General features: G+C 63.6%; 14 protein-coding genes and 1 other RNA gene. 5 read left to right on the top strand and 10 right to left on the bottom strand.

Annotation, left to right across the window (positions count from 1 at the left end):
- Positions 1-106 precede the first annotated feature (106 nt).
- The 3 genes from dnaJ to grpE all read right to left on the bottom strand — a co-directional run bounded on the left by dnaJ (position 107) and on the right by grpE (position 4,177).
- Positions 107-1,258, bottom strand: a complete 1,152-nt coding sequence (gene dnaJ, locus QD356_RS14635; protein ID WP_043333362.1) for a molecular chaperone DnaJ — start codon at positions 1,256-1,258, stop codon at positions 107-109.
- Positions 1,259-1,427: 169 nt separating this feature from the next.
- Positions 1,428-3,350, bottom strand: a complete 1,923-nt coding sequence (gene dnaK / locus QD356_RS14630; protein WP_192839082.1) for a molecular chaperone DnaK — start codon at positions 3,348-3,350, stop codon at positions 1,428-1,430.
- Positions 3,351-3,553: 203 nt separating this feature from the next.
- Positions 3,554-4,177, bottom strand: a complete 624-nt coding sequence (gene grpE, locus QD356_RS14625; protein ID WP_043333357.1) for a nucleotide exchange factor GrpE — start codon at positions 4,175-4,177, stop codon at positions 3,554-3,556.
- Positions 4,178-4,553: 376 nt separating this feature from the next.
- Here grpE and recN point away from each other — a divergent pair, with 376 nt between their 5' ends.
- Positions 4,554-6,224: a DNA repair protein RecN gene (gene recN / locus QD356_RS14620; RefSeq protein WP_192839081.1), complete on the top strand. Its 1,671-nt coding sequence runs from the start codon at positions 4,554-4,556 to the stop codon at positions 6,222-6,224.
- A 200-nt stretch (positions 6,225-6,424) separates the two neighbouring features.
- Here recN and fur read toward each other — a convergent pair whose 3' ends face one another.
- Entirely contained in the window at positions 6,425-6,847 is a 423-nt protein-coding gene (gene fur, locus QD356_RS14615) for a ferric iron uptake transcriptional regulator (protein ID WP_043333352.1), read from the bottom strand.
- Between the two features lie 78 nt (positions 6,848-6,925).
- Between fur and bamE the strand changes: the two genes are divergently transcribed.
- Positions 6,926-7,354, top strand: coding sequence for an outer membrane protein assembly factor BamE (bamE, locus tag QD356_RS14610; RefSeq protein WP_052384519.1), 429 nt, complete (start codon positions 6,926-6,928; stop codon positions 7,352-7,354).
- Between the two features lie 92 nt (positions 7,355-7,446).
- Here bamE and QD356_RS14605 read toward each other — a convergent pair whose 3' ends face one another.
- Together QD356_RS14605 and QD356_RS14600 are read right to left on the bottom strand one after the other, a co-directional pair.
- A complete protein-coding gene (locus tag QD356_RS14605; RefSeq protein WP_043333350.1) occupies positions 7,447-7,758 on the bottom strand; it encodes an RnfH family protein in 312 nt (103 codons plus the stop codon).
- 87 nt (positions 7,759-7,845) lie between these two features.
- Positions 7,846-8,283, bottom strand: a complete 438-nt coding sequence (locus QD356_RS14600; protein ID WP_043333347.1) for a type II toxin-antitoxin system RatA family toxin — start codon at positions 8,281-8,283, stop codon at positions 7,846-7,848.
- A 162-nt stretch (positions 8,284-8,445) separates the two neighbouring features.
- Here QD356_RS14600 and smpB point away from each other — a divergent pair, with 162 nt between their 5' ends.
- Both smpB and ssrA read left to right on the top strand, forming a co-directional pair.
- On the top strand, positions 8,446-8,922 hold the full coding sequence (gene smpB / locus QD356_RS14595; protein ID WP_043333345.1) for an SsrA-binding protein SmpB: 477 nt from the start codon (positions 8,446-8,448) through the stop codon (positions 8,920-8,922).
- A 135-nt stretch (positions 8,923-9,057) separates the two neighbouring features.
- Positions 9,058-9,412, top strand: a transfer-messenger RNA (tmRNA) gene (gene ssrA, locus QD356_RS14590).
- Between the two features lie 224 nt (positions 9,413-9,636).
- On the opposite strand, the gene QD356_RS14585 is transcribed toward ssrA, so the two are convergent.
- The 4 genes from QD356_RS14585 to QD356_RS14570 form a co-directional block, all read right to left on the bottom strand.
- The gene (locus QD356_RS14585) at positions 9,637-10,494 is read right to left on the bottom strand and encodes an ABC transporter ATP-binding protein (RefSeq protein ID WP_192839118.1); all 858 of its coding nucleotides are present in this window, start codon (positions 10,492-10,494) and stop codon (positions 9,637-9,639) included.
- A gap of 153 nt (positions 10,495-10,647) precedes the next feature.
- Complete coding sequence (locus QD356_RS14580; RefSeq protein ID WP_082388719.1) at positions 10,648-11,706, bottom strand: iron ABC transporter permease; 1,059 nt, start codon at positions 11,704-11,706, stop codon at positions 10,648-10,650.
- Between the two features lie 138 nt (positions 11,707-11,844).
- Complete coding sequence (locus QD356_RS14575) at positions 11,845-12,813, bottom strand: iron ABC transporter permease (RefSeq protein ID WP_225996622.1); 969 nt, start codon at positions 12,811-12,813, stop codon at positions 11,845-11,847.
- Between the two features lie 176 nt (positions 12,814-12,989).
- Positions 12,990-13,886 carry an ABC transporter substrate-binding protein gene (locus QD356_RS14570; RefSeq protein ID WP_225996605.1) on the bottom strand — a complete coding sequence of 299 codons (897 nt, stop codon included), beginning with the start codon at positions 13,884-13,886 and terminating at the stop codon, positions 12,990-12,992.
- Positions 13,887-14,550: 664 nt separating this feature from the next.
- Between QD356_RS14570 and QD356_RS14565 the strand changes: the two genes are divergently transcribed.
- Positions 14,551-16,935, top strand: coding sequence for a mechanosensitive ion channel domain-containing protein (locus QD356_RS14565; RefSeq protein ID WP_192839079.1), 2,385 nt, complete (start codon positions 14,551-14,553; stop codon positions 16,933-16,935).
- The last annotated feature ends 89 nt before the right edge of the window (positions 16,936-17,024 follow it).

Genomic DNA, 17,024 nt, shown 5'->3' with positions numbered 1-17,024 from the left:
CCACCGAGCCTGAAACGCGAGAGCCCCGCACTCGACAAGTCGAGTGCGGGGCTCTCTGGCATGAAGGCCATCCACGGGGCTGGCCCGCGGACGGCAAGGCGAATGCCTAGGGCTTCATGTCTTCGAAGAACTTCTTCACGCCATCGAAGAAGCTGTTCTCCTTCGGTGAATGGCTCTTGCCGGTATCACCGAGGCTCTGCTGGAACTGACGCAACAGCTCCTTCTGCTCTTCATTCAAGCTGACCGGGGTCTCGATGACCACCTTGCACAGCAGGTCCCCGGCGGGGCCGCCGCGCACCGGCTTGACGCCCTTGCCGCGCAGACGGAACAGCTTGCCGGTCTGGGTCTCGGCCGGAATCTTCAGCACGACACGCCCGTCGAGGGTCGGCACGTTGAGCTCACCACCCAGCGCCGCATCGACGAAGCTGATCGGCACTTCACACTGCAGGTGACGACCATCGCGCTTGAAGATCTCGTGCTCGCGCAGGTTGACCTGCACATACAGATCACCTGACGGCCCGCCATTGACACCACCCTCGCCTTCGCCGTTCAGACGGATGCGATCGCCGGTGTCGACGCCCGGCGGAATCTTGACCGAGAGGGTCTTGGATTCCTGGACGCGGCCTTCGCCGTGACACTTACGGCACGGCACGCTGATCTTCTCGCCACGACCGTGGCAGGTCGGACACGCCTGCTCGACCGCGAAGAAGCCCTGCTGCATGCGCACCTTGCCCATGCCATTGCAGGTCGGGCAGGTTTCCTTGCTGGAACCCGGCTCGGCACCATCGCCATCGCAGTGGCCACAGGCTGCCAGGCGCGGCACGCGGATATCGACCGTGGTACCGGCAACCGCCGATTCCAGATCGAGATCCAGGTTGTAACGCAGGTCGCTGCCGCGCTGCGGAGCGTTCGGGTTGCGACGACCACCGCCGCCACCGAAGATGTCACCGAAGACATCGCCGAACACATCGCCGAAGCCGCCGGCACCACCACCGCCAAAGCCGCCGCCACCGAAGCCGCCGCCGCCCTGACCATCGACACCGGCATGACCGAACTGGTCATAGGCGGCGCGCTTGTCAGCATCGGACAGCACTTCGTAGGCTTCAGAGACTTCACGGAACTTCTCGGCCGAAGTTTCATCATCCGGGTTGCGGTCCGGGTGATGCTTCTGGGCCAGGCGTCGGTACGCCTTCTTGATGTCCTTGGTGTCGGCGCCACGCTCGACACCAAGCACTTCGTAATAATCACGCTTGGACATGGATCAGGTCCGCCTGGATTGCTGGCAGCCTGAGGCTGCCGGTCTGTTCTGGAATGCCGGTTGTCACCGGTGGCTCGCGGCTAGCGCAAGGCGCCACCGATGCAAACGACAACGCGGGACACCTTCACAAGGCTCCCGCGCTGTCATCAGACGTCGTTCAAGAAATCCCTCAGGACTTCTTGTCGTCGTTGACTTCCTCGTACTCGGCGTCAACCACGTCGTCGTCCTGCTTCTTGCCAGCCTGACCTTCGGCAGCCTGCTCACCCTGGGCGCCCTGCTCGGCGTAGAGCTTCTGCGCCAGGTTGCCGGACGCTTCGGTCAGTGCATCCAGCTTGGCCTGGATCGCATCCTTGTCGTCGCCTTTCAGGGCTTCTTCCAGCTCGGAGATCGCCGTCTCGATGGTTTCCTTCTCGCTGGCTTCGGCCTTGTCACCGGCTTCGGTCAGGGTCTTCTTGGTCGCGTGAATCATGCCGTCGGCCTGATTGCGCAGCTGGACCATTTCCTCGAACTTCTTGTCTTCGTCGGCGTTGGCTTCCGCGTCACGCACCATCTGTTCGATCTCGTCGTCGGACAGGCCGCCGGAAGACTTGATGACGATGGACTGTTCCTTGCCGGTCGCCTTGTCCTTGGCGGACACGTTCAGGATACCGTTGGCATCCAGGTCGAAGGCGACTTCGATCTGCGGCACACCGCGCGGTGCCGGCGGAATGTCGGCCAGGTCGAAACGACCCAGAGACTTGTTCTGCGCGGCCTGCTTGCGCTCACCCTGCAGGACGTGGATGGTCACCGCGCCCTGGTTGTCGTCAGCGGTGGAGAACACCTGAGACTTCTTGGTCGGGATGGTGGTGTTCTTCTCGATCAGCGGCGTCAGCACGCCACCCATGGTCTCGATACCGAGGGTCAGCGGCGTCACGTCCAGCAGCAGCACGTCCTTGACGTCGCCGCCCAGCACGCCGCCCTGGATGCCGGCACCGACGGCGACCGCTTCATCCGGGTTGACGTCCTTGCGGGCTTCCTTGCCGAAGAACTCGGCCACCTTGGACTGCACCAGCGGCATGCGGGTCTGACCACCGACCAGGATGACGTCGTCGATCTCGGAGGCGGACAGGCCGGCGTCGGACAGCGCGGTCTGGCACGGCTTCAGGGAGCGTGCGACCAGGTCGTCGACCAGAGACTCGAGCTTGGAACGAGTCACCTTGACGTTCAGGTGCTTCGGACCGGTGTTGTCAGCCGTGATGTAGGGCAGGTTCACGTCGGTCTGCTGAGCGCTGGACAGCTCGATCTTGGCCTTCTCGGCGGCTTCCTTCAGACGCTGCATGGCGAGGTTGTCGCCGGACAGATCGATACCACTGTCTGCCTTGAACTGGTCAACCAGGTAGTTGATCAGGTGCATGTCGAAATCTTCACCACCCAGGAAGGTGTCGCCGTTGGTGGCGAGCACTTCGAACTGGGTCTCACCGTCGACGTCGGCGACTTCGATGATGGAGATATCGAAGGTACCGCCACCCAGGTCGTAGACCGCGATGGTCTTGTCACCACGAGACTTGTCCATGCCGTAGGCGAGGGCTGCGGCAGTCGGCTCGTTGATGATGCGCTTGACGTCGAGACCCGCGATGCGGCCGGCGTCCTTGGTCGCCTGACGCTGGGAATCGTTGAAGTAGGCCGGCACGGTGATGACGGCTTCGGTGACTTCTTCACCGAGGTAGTCTTCCGCGGTCTTCTTCATCTTCTTGAGGATTTCCGCACTGATCTGCGGCGGTGCCATCTTCTTGTCTTTCACCTGCACCCAGGCGTCGCCGTTGTCGGCTTCGACAATCTTGTACGGCACCATCTTGATGTCTTTCTGAACCACATCATCCTTGAACTTGCGACCGATCAGGCGCTTGACCGCGAAGAGAGTGTTCTCCGGGTTGGTCACTGCCTGACGCTTGGCCGACTGGCCGACCAGAATCTCGTTGTCGTCGGTGTAAGCGATGATGGACGGTGTGGTGCGACCGCCTTCAGCGTTTTCGATGACCTTGGTTTTCTCGCCGTCGAGCACTGCCACACAGGAGTTGGTAGTACCCAAGTCAATACCGATGATGCGTCCCATAATCGTATACCTCGAATCTGTTGCTAGCCTGAAAGATAAGTCTGGATGTCGGCACCTTGTGTCGGTGCCTGAACTTGTTTCTCTAGATGGGGTCGCGTGTCAGGGTTTCAAGACCCGGCCGGGCAAATTTTCCCGGGCCGGATCGCCCTGAGCCCCCACAGGGCGCGATCCAACGCCTATCGGGCGTCGGGAGCGCGCAGGCCTCAGGAGGCCTTGCTGACTGCCACCATCGCCGGACGCACCAGGCGGCCATTGAGGGTGTAACCCTTCTGCATCACGTCAATGACGCTGTTCGGCTCCGCGTCCGGGGACGGCACCATGGCGACAGCCTGATGGTATTCCGGATCGAAGGGCTCGCCGTGCGGATCCAGCTGCTCGACGCCTGACTTGTTCAGGGCATCCAGCTGCATTTTCAAGGTCATCTCGATGCCTTCGACGTGGGTCTTGGCCGCTTCGTCACCCGACATGGATTCCAGTGCCTTCTCGAGGGAATCCACCACCGGCAGCATTTCCTTGACGAACTTCTCCAGCGCGAACTTGCGCGCCTTCTCGGCGTCCTGCTCGGCACGACGGCGCGCGTTCTGCGCATCGGCAGCCGCACGCAGCGCCTGGTCCTTGGCTTCCTTGACGGCCTGCTCAAGCTCTTCGACCTGGGCGGCCAGCATCTCGGCTTCCGGGTTGTCCACCAGAGAGCCTTCGGCGCCGGTATCGTCGGCATCCAGTACGTTGTCGATCACTTCACCTTCCGGCGTTTCCGGCTGCGGCTCGGCATCGCGAGCGGCACGCTGAAGCTCTTCATCCATCGGGGTCTGCGGGTCCTGAGCCATGCTGATCTCCTGCGGGCCGGCGTCTATGCGCCATTGCCCTGATTCGTGGCCTGCTGAGCTTGTCGCGAAGCATCACGCGTACTGGCTGACAGACAGGCCATGAGTTGCCTTGAGAGGCAGCAAGGCCAGGCCATTGCTGCCGACTGAAAGTGTCAGTGCCTCTATATGGGGACAGCACATCGCTTCTCAAGCCTTGCCGCAGGCTTTTCTCCCCACTGAGTCCGGCATGGATTGAAGGCCACCCGAACGTGCTGTATAAAAAGCCATGTTCACTGTATAAACATACTGTATGGCGACACCGTAGCCCGCCCATCGAGTCCGGGTCCGCTGATGTTCTCCCAGCACGGCGTACGTCAAAGCCCCCTCGGAGGTAGTCATGCTGCTGCAACTCGCCATCCAAGATTTTGCCATCGTCGAAACGCTGGAACTCGATTTCCGCCGCGGCATGACCGCCATCACCGGCGAGACTGGTGCCGGCAAGTCCATCCTGCTCGGCGCCCTCGGCCTGTGTCTGGGCGAGCGTGCCGATGCCGGCAGCGTGCGGCATGGCGCCGACCGCGCCGACCTCATCGCGCGTTTCGATATCAATGAGCTTGGCGACGCCCGTCAGTGGCTGGATGAGCGCGAACTGGGCAGCGACGACTGCCTGCTGCGTCGCGTCATCACCGCCAGCGGCCGCTCCAAGGCCTGGATCAACGGCACGCCCTGCACCATCGCCGACCTGCGCGAGCTGGGCGAGCACCTGATCGACATCCATTCCCAGCACGCCCATCACTCCCTGCTCAAGGAAGAGACGCATCTGCGTCAGCTCGACGAATATGCGGGCCTGGAGACTCAGGCTGCCCAGTTGCGCGAGGACTTCCGTCACTGGCAGGAGGCGCATCGTCGCCTCAAGCGCATGAGCAATGATGGCGATGAGGTGCGTGCGCGCCGCCAGCTGCTGCGCTATCAGGTCGAGGAGCTCGATGAACTGGCGCTGTGCGAAGGGGAGCTGGAAGCCCTGGAGCAGGAGCAGGAAACGCTGGCCAATGCCGAGCAGATTCTGGCCGAGGCGCAGTCCGCCGCCGAATGCTGTGATCACGACGAAGAAGGTGCGTTGCCACGCCTCAACCAGGCCCTGGCGCGCCTGGCACATCTGCCGGGCAACGAGCATGGCTCACTGGCCAGCGCACTGGGTATGCTCGAGGAAGCGCGCATCCAGATAGAAGAAGCGGCGCGTGAACTGCATCGCTTCGTGGAAGTCACCGAACTCGATCCCGAGCGTCTGGCCTTCGTCGATGAGCGCCTGAGCCGCATTCACCAGATCGCACGCAAGCATCATGTGATGCCGGACGAGCTGCATGGCCTTCATCAGCGCCTGAGCGAAGAACTCGACGGCCTGGGTGGCGATGAGGAGGCCATCGAAGCCTTGCGCGAAGAAGTGGCTCAGCGTCGCGAGGCCTGGAAGGGGCTGGCGAGTGAGGTAAGCGCCAAACGCGCCACTGCCGCCCCGCAACTGGCCAGCGACATCCAGGACCAGCTGGCCTTCCTCGGCATGGGCAAGGCCACCTTCGAGGTCGCCATCGAGGCGCGGGAGCGCCCGCAGCCCGAGGGCATGGAACGCATCCACTTCCGCATCAGCGCCAACCCGGGCCAGCCGCCACGTGCGCTGGCCAAGGTCGCCTCCGGCGGCGAGCTCTCGCGTGTGTCACTGGCGATCCAGGTCGTGGCTGCCAGTCGCTCGACCATCCCCAGCCTGGTCTTCGATGAAGTCGATGTCGGTATCTCCGGCGCTACCGCCGAGATCGTCGGTCAGCTGCTGCGTCGCCTGGGCGACAAGGGCCAGGTGCTGACCGTCACTCACCTGCCGCAGGTCGCCGCACAGGCGCATCAGCACCTGCATATAGAGAAGCAGGCCGAGAAGGACACGACCCGCACGCACATGGCGCTACTGGATGAAAGCGGCCGTGTGCGCGAGCTGGCACGCATGCTGGGCGGCATTCACCTTTCCGAGCAGACCCTCGCCCATGCCCGCGAGATGCTGGGCGCTGCCGACAGCCGCCACTGAGCGCTGTCGTCAAAGTCGCCGTTCATGCACTGCCAGCGACGTCCATTCGTCCAATGATGCTCCTCAACAAGACGAACGCCAGAGTCATGGATTGAGGAAACATGAACGCCAGATACACGAACGGCCGCCCCTGAGGGCGGCCGTTCGTGTATCTGGCCGGAGAAGGCTCTCCGGCCACGTCATCCCTGACGCAACCCGCGTCAGCTGTCGCTCTTGTCGCCCTTGGGGCGCACGTAGAGCACTAGCGCATGCTCGACCAGCTCATAGCCGTGCTCCTCGACGATCTCGCGCTGACGGCGCTCGATCTCGGGATCACAGAACTCTATGATCTCGCCGCTGTCCAGACATACCATGTGGTCATGGTGTTCTTCCTGGGACAGTTCGAAGACGGCGTGACCGCCATCGAAGTTGTGACGCATCACCAGTCCCGCTGTTTCAAACTGGGTGAGCACACGATAAACCGTCGCCAGACCGACATCTTCGCCAGCCTCAAGCAACGCCTTGTACACGTCCTCGGCACTCAGGTGTCGATCCGTCGATTTCTCGAGGATCTGCAGGATCTTGACTCGCGGTAGGGTTACCTTGAGTCCCGCCTTGCGCAGTTCATGGTTCTGATCGGCCATGCTGGGGTACTCTTCGCAGTCGCTTGATGTATCAGGTATGATCGGCCAAGGCAAAACGATAGGGAATCTTCAGGGCAAATGCAAAACTTGATCAAAACAGTCGCCTTTTGCAGCGCCCTGTCGCTGCTCACCGGGTGCAGCTACTTCAGCGTCTACAAGCGCGACCTTCCTCAGGGCAACCTGATCAAGCCGGAAATGGTCGAGCAATTGAAGCCGGGCATGAGCCGCGAACAGGTCATCTACGTGATGGGCTCACCGCTGCTGACCGCCCCCTTCAGTGAGGATAGCTGGGACTACGTCTATCGCCTCAAGAAAGCGGATGGCGAAATCATCAACAAGCGCGTGACGTTGACCTTCGCAGGCGATTCACTCTCCAACATCGACAAGAGCGGCGACATCGACCAGGAAACCGTCATCGTGCCGGACCTGGACATCGACCCTCGCGCGGCACAGCCTAACCGTGCTGAACCCAAGGCAGGCGCAGCCGACCTGCCTGAAGAGCGCTGATCACTGTCCTCTTCACTCAGTGACAAGCCAGAAAAACAGCGGGGCACCTTTCAAGGTGCCCCGCTGTTTTTGATTCTCGCCTACATCTCGTCTTACTGAGCGGCGCGAGCAGCCTTGTCGGCGCGCCGCTTGCGCGCAAGCTTGGGGTCGGTGATCAAGGCGCGATAGACCTCGACTCGATCCCCGGCGTCCAGCACATGCTCATCGGGTTTGCGCAGCGCCTTGCCGAAGATGCCCAGGTCCGCCTCGAGAAACACCTCGGCGGCAATCGTCGGAAAGTGCTGCTCCAGACGCGCCATGCGCACGGCCTCGCGCGCCGTGGTGCCGGGGGCGACCGCCAGCGAGACGATCTTCTGCTTGTCGGGCAGCGCATAGGCCACCTCGACCGTGATTCTGTCTGTCATGTCTGCTCCTTTGCTCTCGCCACCTTTATATACCACCTGTGCGATATATCACCTGCGCGGCGTTCCACCCTGGCCAACGGCCATGTGTCAGCGCTGGGTATAGATCTGGTCAGCGCGGCGCGTGAAGGCCTCGACCATCTGAGCGGCGACCTGACTGAACAGCTTGCCGAACGCCATGCCCAGCAGGCGATTGCTGAACTCGAAGTCCATCTCGAGCGAGACCTTGCAGGCATCTTCGCCCAGTGGCGTGAACAGCCAGGTCCCCTGCAGACGCTTGAAGGGGCCATCGACCAGGTTCAGCTCTATCCGCTCGGGGGCATACAGGTCATTGCGCGTGACGAAGCTCTGCTGCATGCCTGCCTTGGACAGGGTGAGCCTGCCCTTGAGATGGTCCTCATCACGTTCCAGCAATTCCGCGTTGCTGCAGCCGGACAGGAATTCGGGATAACGCTCGAAATCATTGACCAGATCGAACATTGCCCGGGCCGAATGCCGCACCAGGGCAGACCGGTTGACCGTAGGCATCTAGCTCTCCGCTGACTTGGATACGCAGCATGCGTATCATGAACAATGGGCCGGCGCATGAAGTGCCGTCTGGCCTTGAATGGTAACACGCCTCCCCCCATCCAGAAGGATGTGCCATATCCACACTGGATGACGGCAGGCGCACACGACAAATGAGGCAACATGGGCAAGAAAAAGAAACCCGAACAGGGCGGCAATCTGATCGCCCAGAACAAGAAGGCACGCCACGAGTACCACATCGAGGAAACCTTCGAAGCGGGTCTGGTACTGGCAGGCTGGGAAGTGAAGGCGCTGCGCGCAGGCAAGGGCCAGCTGACCGATACCTATATCGTGATCAAGAATGCCGAAGCCTGGCTGCTGGGCTGCCACATCCATCCGCTGGAAACCGCCAACACCCACGCGGTGGCGGACCCGCAGCGCACGCGCAAGCTGCTGTTGCACAAGAAGCAGATCGCACGCATCTTCTCGCGCACCCAGGACAAGGGCCACACCTGTGTGCCGGTCAAGCTGTACTGGAAGAATGCGATCGTGAAGTGCGAGATCGCGCTGGTGGAAGGCAAGAAGCTGCACGACAAGCGCGCCACCGAGAAAGACCGTGACTGGAACCGTCAGAAAGCCCGTATCCTGCGCGACCGCTGAGGGCAGCGTGAGGGAGCTCACGCCAGCAAGCTACTGTCAGGTCAGAAATTTTCCTGAACGCTTGAACTGGCGTAGCACAGTCCCCACCTGTTATGATGAAGACGTAGCAACGCAGTAAAGTGGTAACACTGTTATGGGGGCGTTCTGGCATTCGACGCTGGTGGCAAACCCTGAGGTGCATGCCGAGATCGTAACGTATCTCGTAAATAAAACGTTGCAAATATATAGTCGCAAACGACGACAACTACGCTCTAGCTGCATAAGCTGCTCATGATACCGTTGCGCCTGTTCAAGGTGGATTGAGAACGAGCCCGTATAAACAGGATCGTCTTGGCCGACGTCTCTAAGGTCGAGATTAAAACTCAGAGAATCGCATTGCTGTAGCCTGTTCATTGGCGGCAGTAGTGTTAAATCAAATAATGAAACTAAGCATGTAGAGCCGAAGGCGGAGTGCCGGCGGACACGGGTTCGACTCCCGTCGCCTCCACCATATCCGTGACAGAAAGGCCTCCCTTCGGGGAGGCCTTTCTGTTTGTGGGCGATCAGTTCTGGCTGGTCTTTTCTGACAGAGGCAGACCGCCCCTCAAGTCGCCCTATCAAGCCGCCGTTCAAGTCTCCCTCTCAGGCCCTCCCAAGCCCCTCCTTCAGGCCTGCGCAAGGCCCGGCAGCGGCCACGCAGGCGCCACAGCGCCCATCATGGCCACAGCCTCGGGTTCAGGTCGCGCTGCCGCTCAGGCGCTCGCTGGTGCGGCGTACACCGATCAGCAGCGGCGTGCCGGTGTCGGGATCGGGGATCAGGCGGCACTCGACCCCATAGAGCTTGCGCACCAGCTCCGGCGTCACCACCTCGGCGGGCGCACCCTCGGCGATCACGCGACCTGCGTGCATGGCCACGATGTGGTCGGCATAGCGGCAGGCGCTGGCCAGATCATGCACCACCATCACGATGGTCTTGCCCTCTTCATGGGCCAGACGCTGGATCAGCTCGAAGACCTCGATCTGGTGGCCGAGATCCAGCGCCGAGGTCGGCTCATCCAGCAGCAGCAAGGGCGTCTGCTGTGCCAGCGCCATGGCGATCCAGGCACGCTGGCGCTGCCCACCGGACATCGAGGCCAGCTCACGGTCCGCCAGTCTCTCGATGTCGGCGGCGGCCATCGCCTCGGCCACCAGCCGCTGATCTTCCTCTGACCACTGACTCAGCGCGCCCTGATAGGGCTGGCGACCGAAACGCACCAGCTCATGCACCGTCACCCCCTCGGGCGAGTGAGTCTCCTGGGGCAGCAGCGCGATGCGCTGTGCCACTTCGCGCCGCTTGTAGGCGTGAATGTCCTTGCCTTCCAGCAGCACCGCGCCTGACTCAGGCAACTGCAAGCGAGCCAGCCCTGCCAGCAGTGTCGACTTGCCACAGCCGTTGGGCCCGACGATCGCCGTCACCTTGCCGTCGGGCAGCCCCAAGGTCAGCGAATCGATCACGGTGACATGGCGCTGGCGCGCGCCATAGCCCAGCGACAGCTCGTTCGCTCGCAGGGTATCGGTGGTGGCCGCAGCGTGGCGATCGGCCGGGGAATTCATCGCTCGCGGATCAAGCATCGTCTCAGCGCTCATGGCGCACTCTCCTGAAACATCATCGGCCGCTGGAACATCATCAGCCGCTGAAACATGTCGTGCGACGCTGAGCGGCAAGGGCTGGCCCTGGGCCGCTCAGCAGGAAAATAGGGGCAACGGCTAGCGCGGGCTGCGCAGCAGTATCCACAGCAGATAAGGGCTGCCGACCACGGCCATCACGATACCTACCGGGATTTCCAGTGGCGACAGCAGGGTGCGACCGGCGAGGTCGGCCAGCACCATCACCAGCGCACCGGCCAGCGCCGAGGCCAGCAGCGGCACGCCCTTGTGGCGCGACAGGTAGCGTGCGATCTCGGGGCCCACCAGCGCCACCATGCCTACCGGCCCGGCCACCGCGACGGCCGCCGCCGTCAGCACGACCGACAGCCACAGCGTGATCAGGCGTACACGCGACACCGGCTGTCCCAGCCCCGTCGCCACGCGGTCGGTGAAGCGCAGCGTATTCAGCCCGCGTCCCAGCCAGAGCGCGATCGGCACGCCGATCAGCAGGGCCAGCCCCAGCCAGGTGAGCGAATCGGCGTCACGCGCATTGAGGCTGCCGACCGTCCACGGGTAGGCGCTGTTGGCGGCATCGATGGAGACTCTTGCCAGCATCAGCTGCGTTCCGGCCCCGAACAGCGCCCCGACCCCGATACCGGCGACCAGGAAGCGATAACCGCGCGTGCCGATGCCGCCGGAGAGCCCGAAGGCCAGCGCAGTGGCGATCACGGCACCACTCAGCGCCATGACCGGCGGCGCCAGCGAGATGCCCATCCCGACCACGGAGGCCACCGCGAAGGCGGTCGCGCCATTGTCGATGCCGATGATGCCGGGTGTCGCCAGACGGTTGCCGGCCAGGGTCTGCATCAGACAGCCCGCCAGCGAGAAGGCAGCGCCCGTGGCGATACCGGCCAGCAGGCGCGGCAGGCGCAGTTCCTGCACCACGAAGACGGTGGCGAACTCGCCGTGCCCAAAGGCCGCCTTGAAGGCATCCCACGGCCCGAGGCCGGCACTGCCCAGCATCAGCGAGGCGACACTGGCCATCAGCAGCGCCAGCAGCAGTATTCCGGCCGCCAGCAATGGCGCACGCAACAGCAACAGGGACAGCTTGCCATGTCGCCACCAGAGCGTGCCGGTAGGGGCCGAGCGGAGGGGATCAAGCGGTGAAGGTCTAGACATCATCGATTCCAAACAAGGCCCTGTCAGGACAACGCCTGACAGGGCCGGTCGATTCAAGCAATGAGGCGATGGCGCCGGCATGCGCGCCAGCCTGGCCTCCATCATCGTTCACGCCGCAAGCGCCAGAGGCACCAACTACTACAGGGTGGGCAGACGGCGGGCACGCACCACGGCAATCAGCACGGGCGCACCCATCAGGGTCGTCAGCACCCCCAGCGGCAGCTCCGAGGGCGGCACGACCAGCCGCGACACCACATCGGCGCTCAGCAGCATGGTCACGCCCAGCGGCAGGCACAGCCACAGCGTACGGCGCACATCGGCGCCGCACAGCGCACGCGCCACATAGGGCACGGCGAGGCCGACGAAGGCCACCGGCCCGGCCAGTGCCGTCGCGGCACCGACCAGCAGCGCCACCACCAGAATCGCGACCTTGCGCACGCGCTTGGGATGATGGCCCAGGCCACTGGCGACCTGCTCACCCAGCACCATCGCGGAGAGCGGCCGCGCCAGCCACAGCGTCAGCAGCACCGCGAGCAGGATACTGGGCAGGCTGCTGTAAAGCGCCTCCAGCGAGCGCCCGGCCAGGCTGCCGATCACCCAGAAGCGGATCTCGTCGGCCGCGCGCTGGTCGATCAGCAAGGCCAGAGACGTCAGCGCCACCAGCAGGCTCGACAACGCCGCGCCGGCCAGCACCAGGCGCACCGGGTCCTGACGTGCGCCGCTCATCCGCACGGTACTCATCACGAACAGACAGCCCAGCAGCGCACCACTCTGCGCCACCATCACATGCATGCCGGTCGCTTCCATCCCCAGCAACAACGCCACGGCCACGGCAAAGGAGGCCCCGGCACTCACGCCCAGCAAGCCCGGCTCCGCCAGCGGGTTGCGTGCCACCACCTGCATCAGGGCGCCGCCACAGGCGAGCATCATGCCGACCACCATGCCGATCAGGGTACGCGGCGCGCGTAGCTCGAGCACCACGAAGCGCGCCTGATCACTGCCCTGTCCGGCCAGCACCTGCAGCGCCTGCCAGGTGCCGACATCGCCAGCCCCCCACAGCAGGCTGGCCAGACAGGTCAGCAGGGCACTCAGGCAGGCCAGCGGCATCACCTGACGCAACGCAAGACGCCCGGAGACCTTGTGGGTCATCCGGGCGGCATGTGTGCGTGGCCTGCGGAGCTGTGAAGAAGTCTCTTCAGCCTGCATACCACCTCCCGCGTCGCGGTTGCGGGAGGTCCCCTGCCTGCGCAGGGATCAAACGTGGTGCACCGACATGACTGCGACTAGCCATCATCGCGCGCCCGGTCGATATCCTTCAGCAGTGCTTCCGCGGCCAACGGGCCACTGGCGCTGGTCCACAGCTGGCCATTCACGCCGACCAGGCTGTCGCGGTCCGCTGTCTCGAGACGCTGGAAGGCCGGTTCTGCCGCCAGGGCGTCGACCGCGGCATCAGAGGAATCGTCCATGGTGGCGAGGAAGATGGTCTGCGCATCGATGCGTGCCATGTTCTCGTCGCTGAGCGGATCGGAATGCGGGCGACCCGGCTTGACCAGATCACCGCCGACCAGCTCATAGCCGCTGGCCGCCATCAGGCCGGTCGCAAACAGCTGGTCGGACATCGCCATCAGACCACCCGGCATGCGACGCACCAGGCTGGCGGTTTCCGGGGTGGTCATCTCGGCCTTCAGACGCGTGGCGTGCGCGTCGATGGCAGCCAGACGTGTCTCGAGTTCCGCTTCGGCCGTCTCGCCCAGCGCCTCGGCATAGACGCGACTCTGCTCCTTCCAGCCCTGCTGGCTCAGCGCTGAAGCGCTCGGCACGACGGTCGGCGCCAGACGCGACATCAGCTGGTACTGGGTCTTGTCGAGGCCCGGCGGTGCCAGGATCAGGTCCGGCTTGAGCGCGACGATCGCCTCGAGATTGAATTCACGCGGCGTGCCGATGATCTTGATGTCCGGCACCTGCGGCTGGATATAGCTCGCCACGCCATCACCGCCACGCGTGGTCACGGTGCCCAGCGGCGTCACCTGACTGGCGACGGCCACATCCAGCGCGCCTTCGTACAGGGTGACGACACGCTGCGGCGTACCCTCGATATCCAGCTCACCGTAGGCCGTCTCGACACTGCGTGCCTCGGCAGACAGGGAAGCCCCCATCAGCGCTACCGCCAAGGTCGCCATCAGGCCCTGTTTGAACCATGCAGGCCGGGTCATGCCACGAGCAGTAAAAGCAGTCGACGAGACGGTCATGCAGTACTCCGAAATGAAGGAAATGATCTCGCACTCAAGCGAAGGCAGGCGTGATCCTGCGCAGGACGATACCGCAAGGCGGCCCCTGTGCGCATGACTATCACACCTGAACAACGAATAATAATCAATCGCAACAATACCGACTCATCCTGTGACTCACCACACCAGTTCATGCAACGCGACATTGCAACATCCTGCGTGGCAGCAGGTCACGCCTCTCCCCCGAGCAGCGTCTGAAGACCTTGAAGGTTGGCGGCGCCTGCCGCAGGCTGTGCGCAAGAATGTCTCTGGCGGAGTCCCCGCAGGGGTTGGGATAGCCCCAAGTGCCCCGATAACTGAGGGATGGACTCTCGCTCGGCGTGCGCGCAGGACGCGCGTGACGCCCCTTCAACATCTACCTGACAGATCCTCGCGTTATTGATGGGACGCTTGCGAGCCTCTGATGCACCTGCGGAGCCTGCTCTCACTCTCTACCCCGACGCCTCACACACTCACCGACATGGAGAAGCCATCTGTGGCGATTCCGACACCCCCGCACTCCCCTCCCGCCCTTGCTGCCTCGCGCCAACCGGACTCATGGCGACCTGCCTGGCTGATGTCCGCCCTGATGATGCTGTTGATGGTGTTGAGCCTCGGGTTCAGCAGCCTGTCCCATGCCGCCCCGGCCGAGGGCGGCAGCGGCGATGGCGCGACATCCTCCTACGAGAGCCTGGCCACACTGCTGGAAGACCCCAGTCAGCGCGAGGCCCTGATCGAAGGCCTGCGACAGCTGGACAGCAAGGCGAGTGAACAAGCCGTCGAGGTGGCGGGAGAAGACGTCACCCTGAGCGAGGACTCGCCGTCATTGTCGCGCCAGCTGGCGGCCATCAGCCAGGACCTGGTCGCGGATCTTTCCGCCACGCTGGACCGCATGCTGGGCACCCTCGACGGTCTGGCCAACGAGGACGCCGACGAGATCGACTGGAGTCGCTTCACCAGCGAGGCCGTAAGCCTCGGGCTGGTCGTCATCTCGACCATCGCGCTGTTCCTCGTGCTGCGCAGACTCGCCAAGCCGCTGTTCTCGCGCGTCAGCCAGTGGTCACTGGATGGCCAGCACCGCAGCCCGCTGCTGCGCACCCTGCTGGCGGTACTGGTCGCGGCGGTGGTGGACATCGCGGTCATCGGTCTCGCCTTCCTCGGCGGCTATCTGCTCGCCATCTTCGCCTATGGCGAACAGGGCGTGATCGGTCAGCGCGAGTCGATGTTCCTGAACGCCTATCTGGTCATCGAGCTGTTCAAGGCCCTGATGCGCATGCTGTTCTCCTCCGGCTACAAGGGGCTGCGTCTGCTGCCGATGCCGGATGAGGTGGCGCGGTACTGGAACCGCTCCCTGGCCATGCTGGCCGGCTTCATCGGCTACGGCATCCTGGTCGTGGTGCCGATGATCAACAACAACCTGGCGCCGGCCGTCGGCAGCTTCGTCAATCTGCTGATCATGGCCATCACCCTCGTCTGGGCCATCGTGGTGATCTCGCGCAATCGCATCATTCTGCGTGACCGCCTGCTCACTCAGGCCCGCGAGGCGAACAACGCGCTCATCGCCGTGTGCCTGCGCATTCTGGCGCGCACCTGGCATCTGATCGCGCTGGCCTACTTCGCCACCCTGTTCATCATCTCGCAGACGACGCCTGAAGAGGCGCTGCCGTTCATGATGGGGGCGACGCTCAAGACGCTGCTCGCCATCGGCGGCGGCGCTCTGCTGTCGCGCGTGGTGACGCAGCTGATCGGCAAGCGCATCCAGATCTCCGACAAGCTGCGCGGCCAGCTGCCGCTGCTCGAGAAGCGCCTCAACTCCTACATCCCCACCGCGCTGCGCATCATGCGCGCCATCATCCTGATCGTGGTGGTCGGCATGGTGCTGAATGCCTGGCACATCGTGGCGCTCGGCGAGTGGCTGGCAACCGATGCCGGTGCCCTGCTGCTGTCGCGCATCTTCCATGTGCTGTTCATTCTCGCCTTCGCCATCGCGGTCTGGGTCGGCATCGCCAGCCTGATCGAGCACAAGCTCAATCCGGACACCGGCAAGGGCAAGCCCTCCTCGCGGGTGGAAACCCTGCTGGCGCTGTTCCGCAATGCCATCGCCATCGCGATGATCGTCTTCACCGCGATGATCGTGCTGTCCGAGATCGGCATCGACATCGCGCCGCTGCTGGCCGGTGCCGGGGTACTGGGTCTGGCGATCGGTTTCGGCGCGCAGAAGATGGTGCAGGACATCATCACCGGGGTGTTCATCCAGCTGGAGAACGCCATCAACACCGGCGATGTGGTCTCTGCCGGTGGCGTGACCGGTACCGCGGAACGCCTGACCATCCGCTCGGTGGGCATCCGTGACCTGTCCGGCACCTTCCATATCGTGCCGTTCTCGTCGGTGGATACCGTCTCCAACTACATGCGTGACTTCGCCTACCATGTCGGCGAATACGGCATCTCCTATCGCGAGAATGTCGACCACGCCATCGTGCACCTGCGTGCGGCCTTCGATGAGCTCGAGGCAGGCAGCTATGGTCCGGAGATTCTCGAACCGGTCACCATCGCCGGCGTCTCGGCCCTGGCCGACAGCTCGGTCAACATCCGCGTGATGATCAAGACCAGCCCGGGCAACCAGTGGGCCATCGGCCGCGAGTACAACAAGCTCGTGAAGCAGCACTTCGACGCCGCTGGCATCGAGATCCCGTTCCCGCACATGACCATGTACTTCGGTCAGGACAAGGACGGTGGCGCGCCGCCGGCCAACGTGCGCACCATGCAGGCACCGTTCGTGATCGATGGCTCGGCCGCCGGCCAGCCGAAGACCCCCGAGCAGCGCGAGGCAGCCGCCAAGGTCGCCAAGCGTCGCGAGGAGAACCCGCTGACGCGTCATGCCACCGAAGACGGCGAAGTCGTGGATGCCGAGGAACAACGCATCCGTCAGACCACCCAACCGGATGCCGACGGCGACTGATCAAGCGCCTGCACTATCCCGACACGGCTATCCCGACACGGCTGCCTGCGCAGGCAGCCATACTGAAACGAAAACGCCCCCGAGCCACT

It is taken from the genome of Cobetia sp. 2AS (assembly GCF_029846355.1).
Lineage (GTDB): Bacteria > Pseudomonadota > Gammaproteobacteria > Pseudomonadales > Halomonadaceae > Cobetia > Cobetia amphilecti.
The sequence above is the reverse complement of the archived record's forward strand: the minus strand, read 5'-3'. Positions and strand labels throughout refer to the sequence as shown.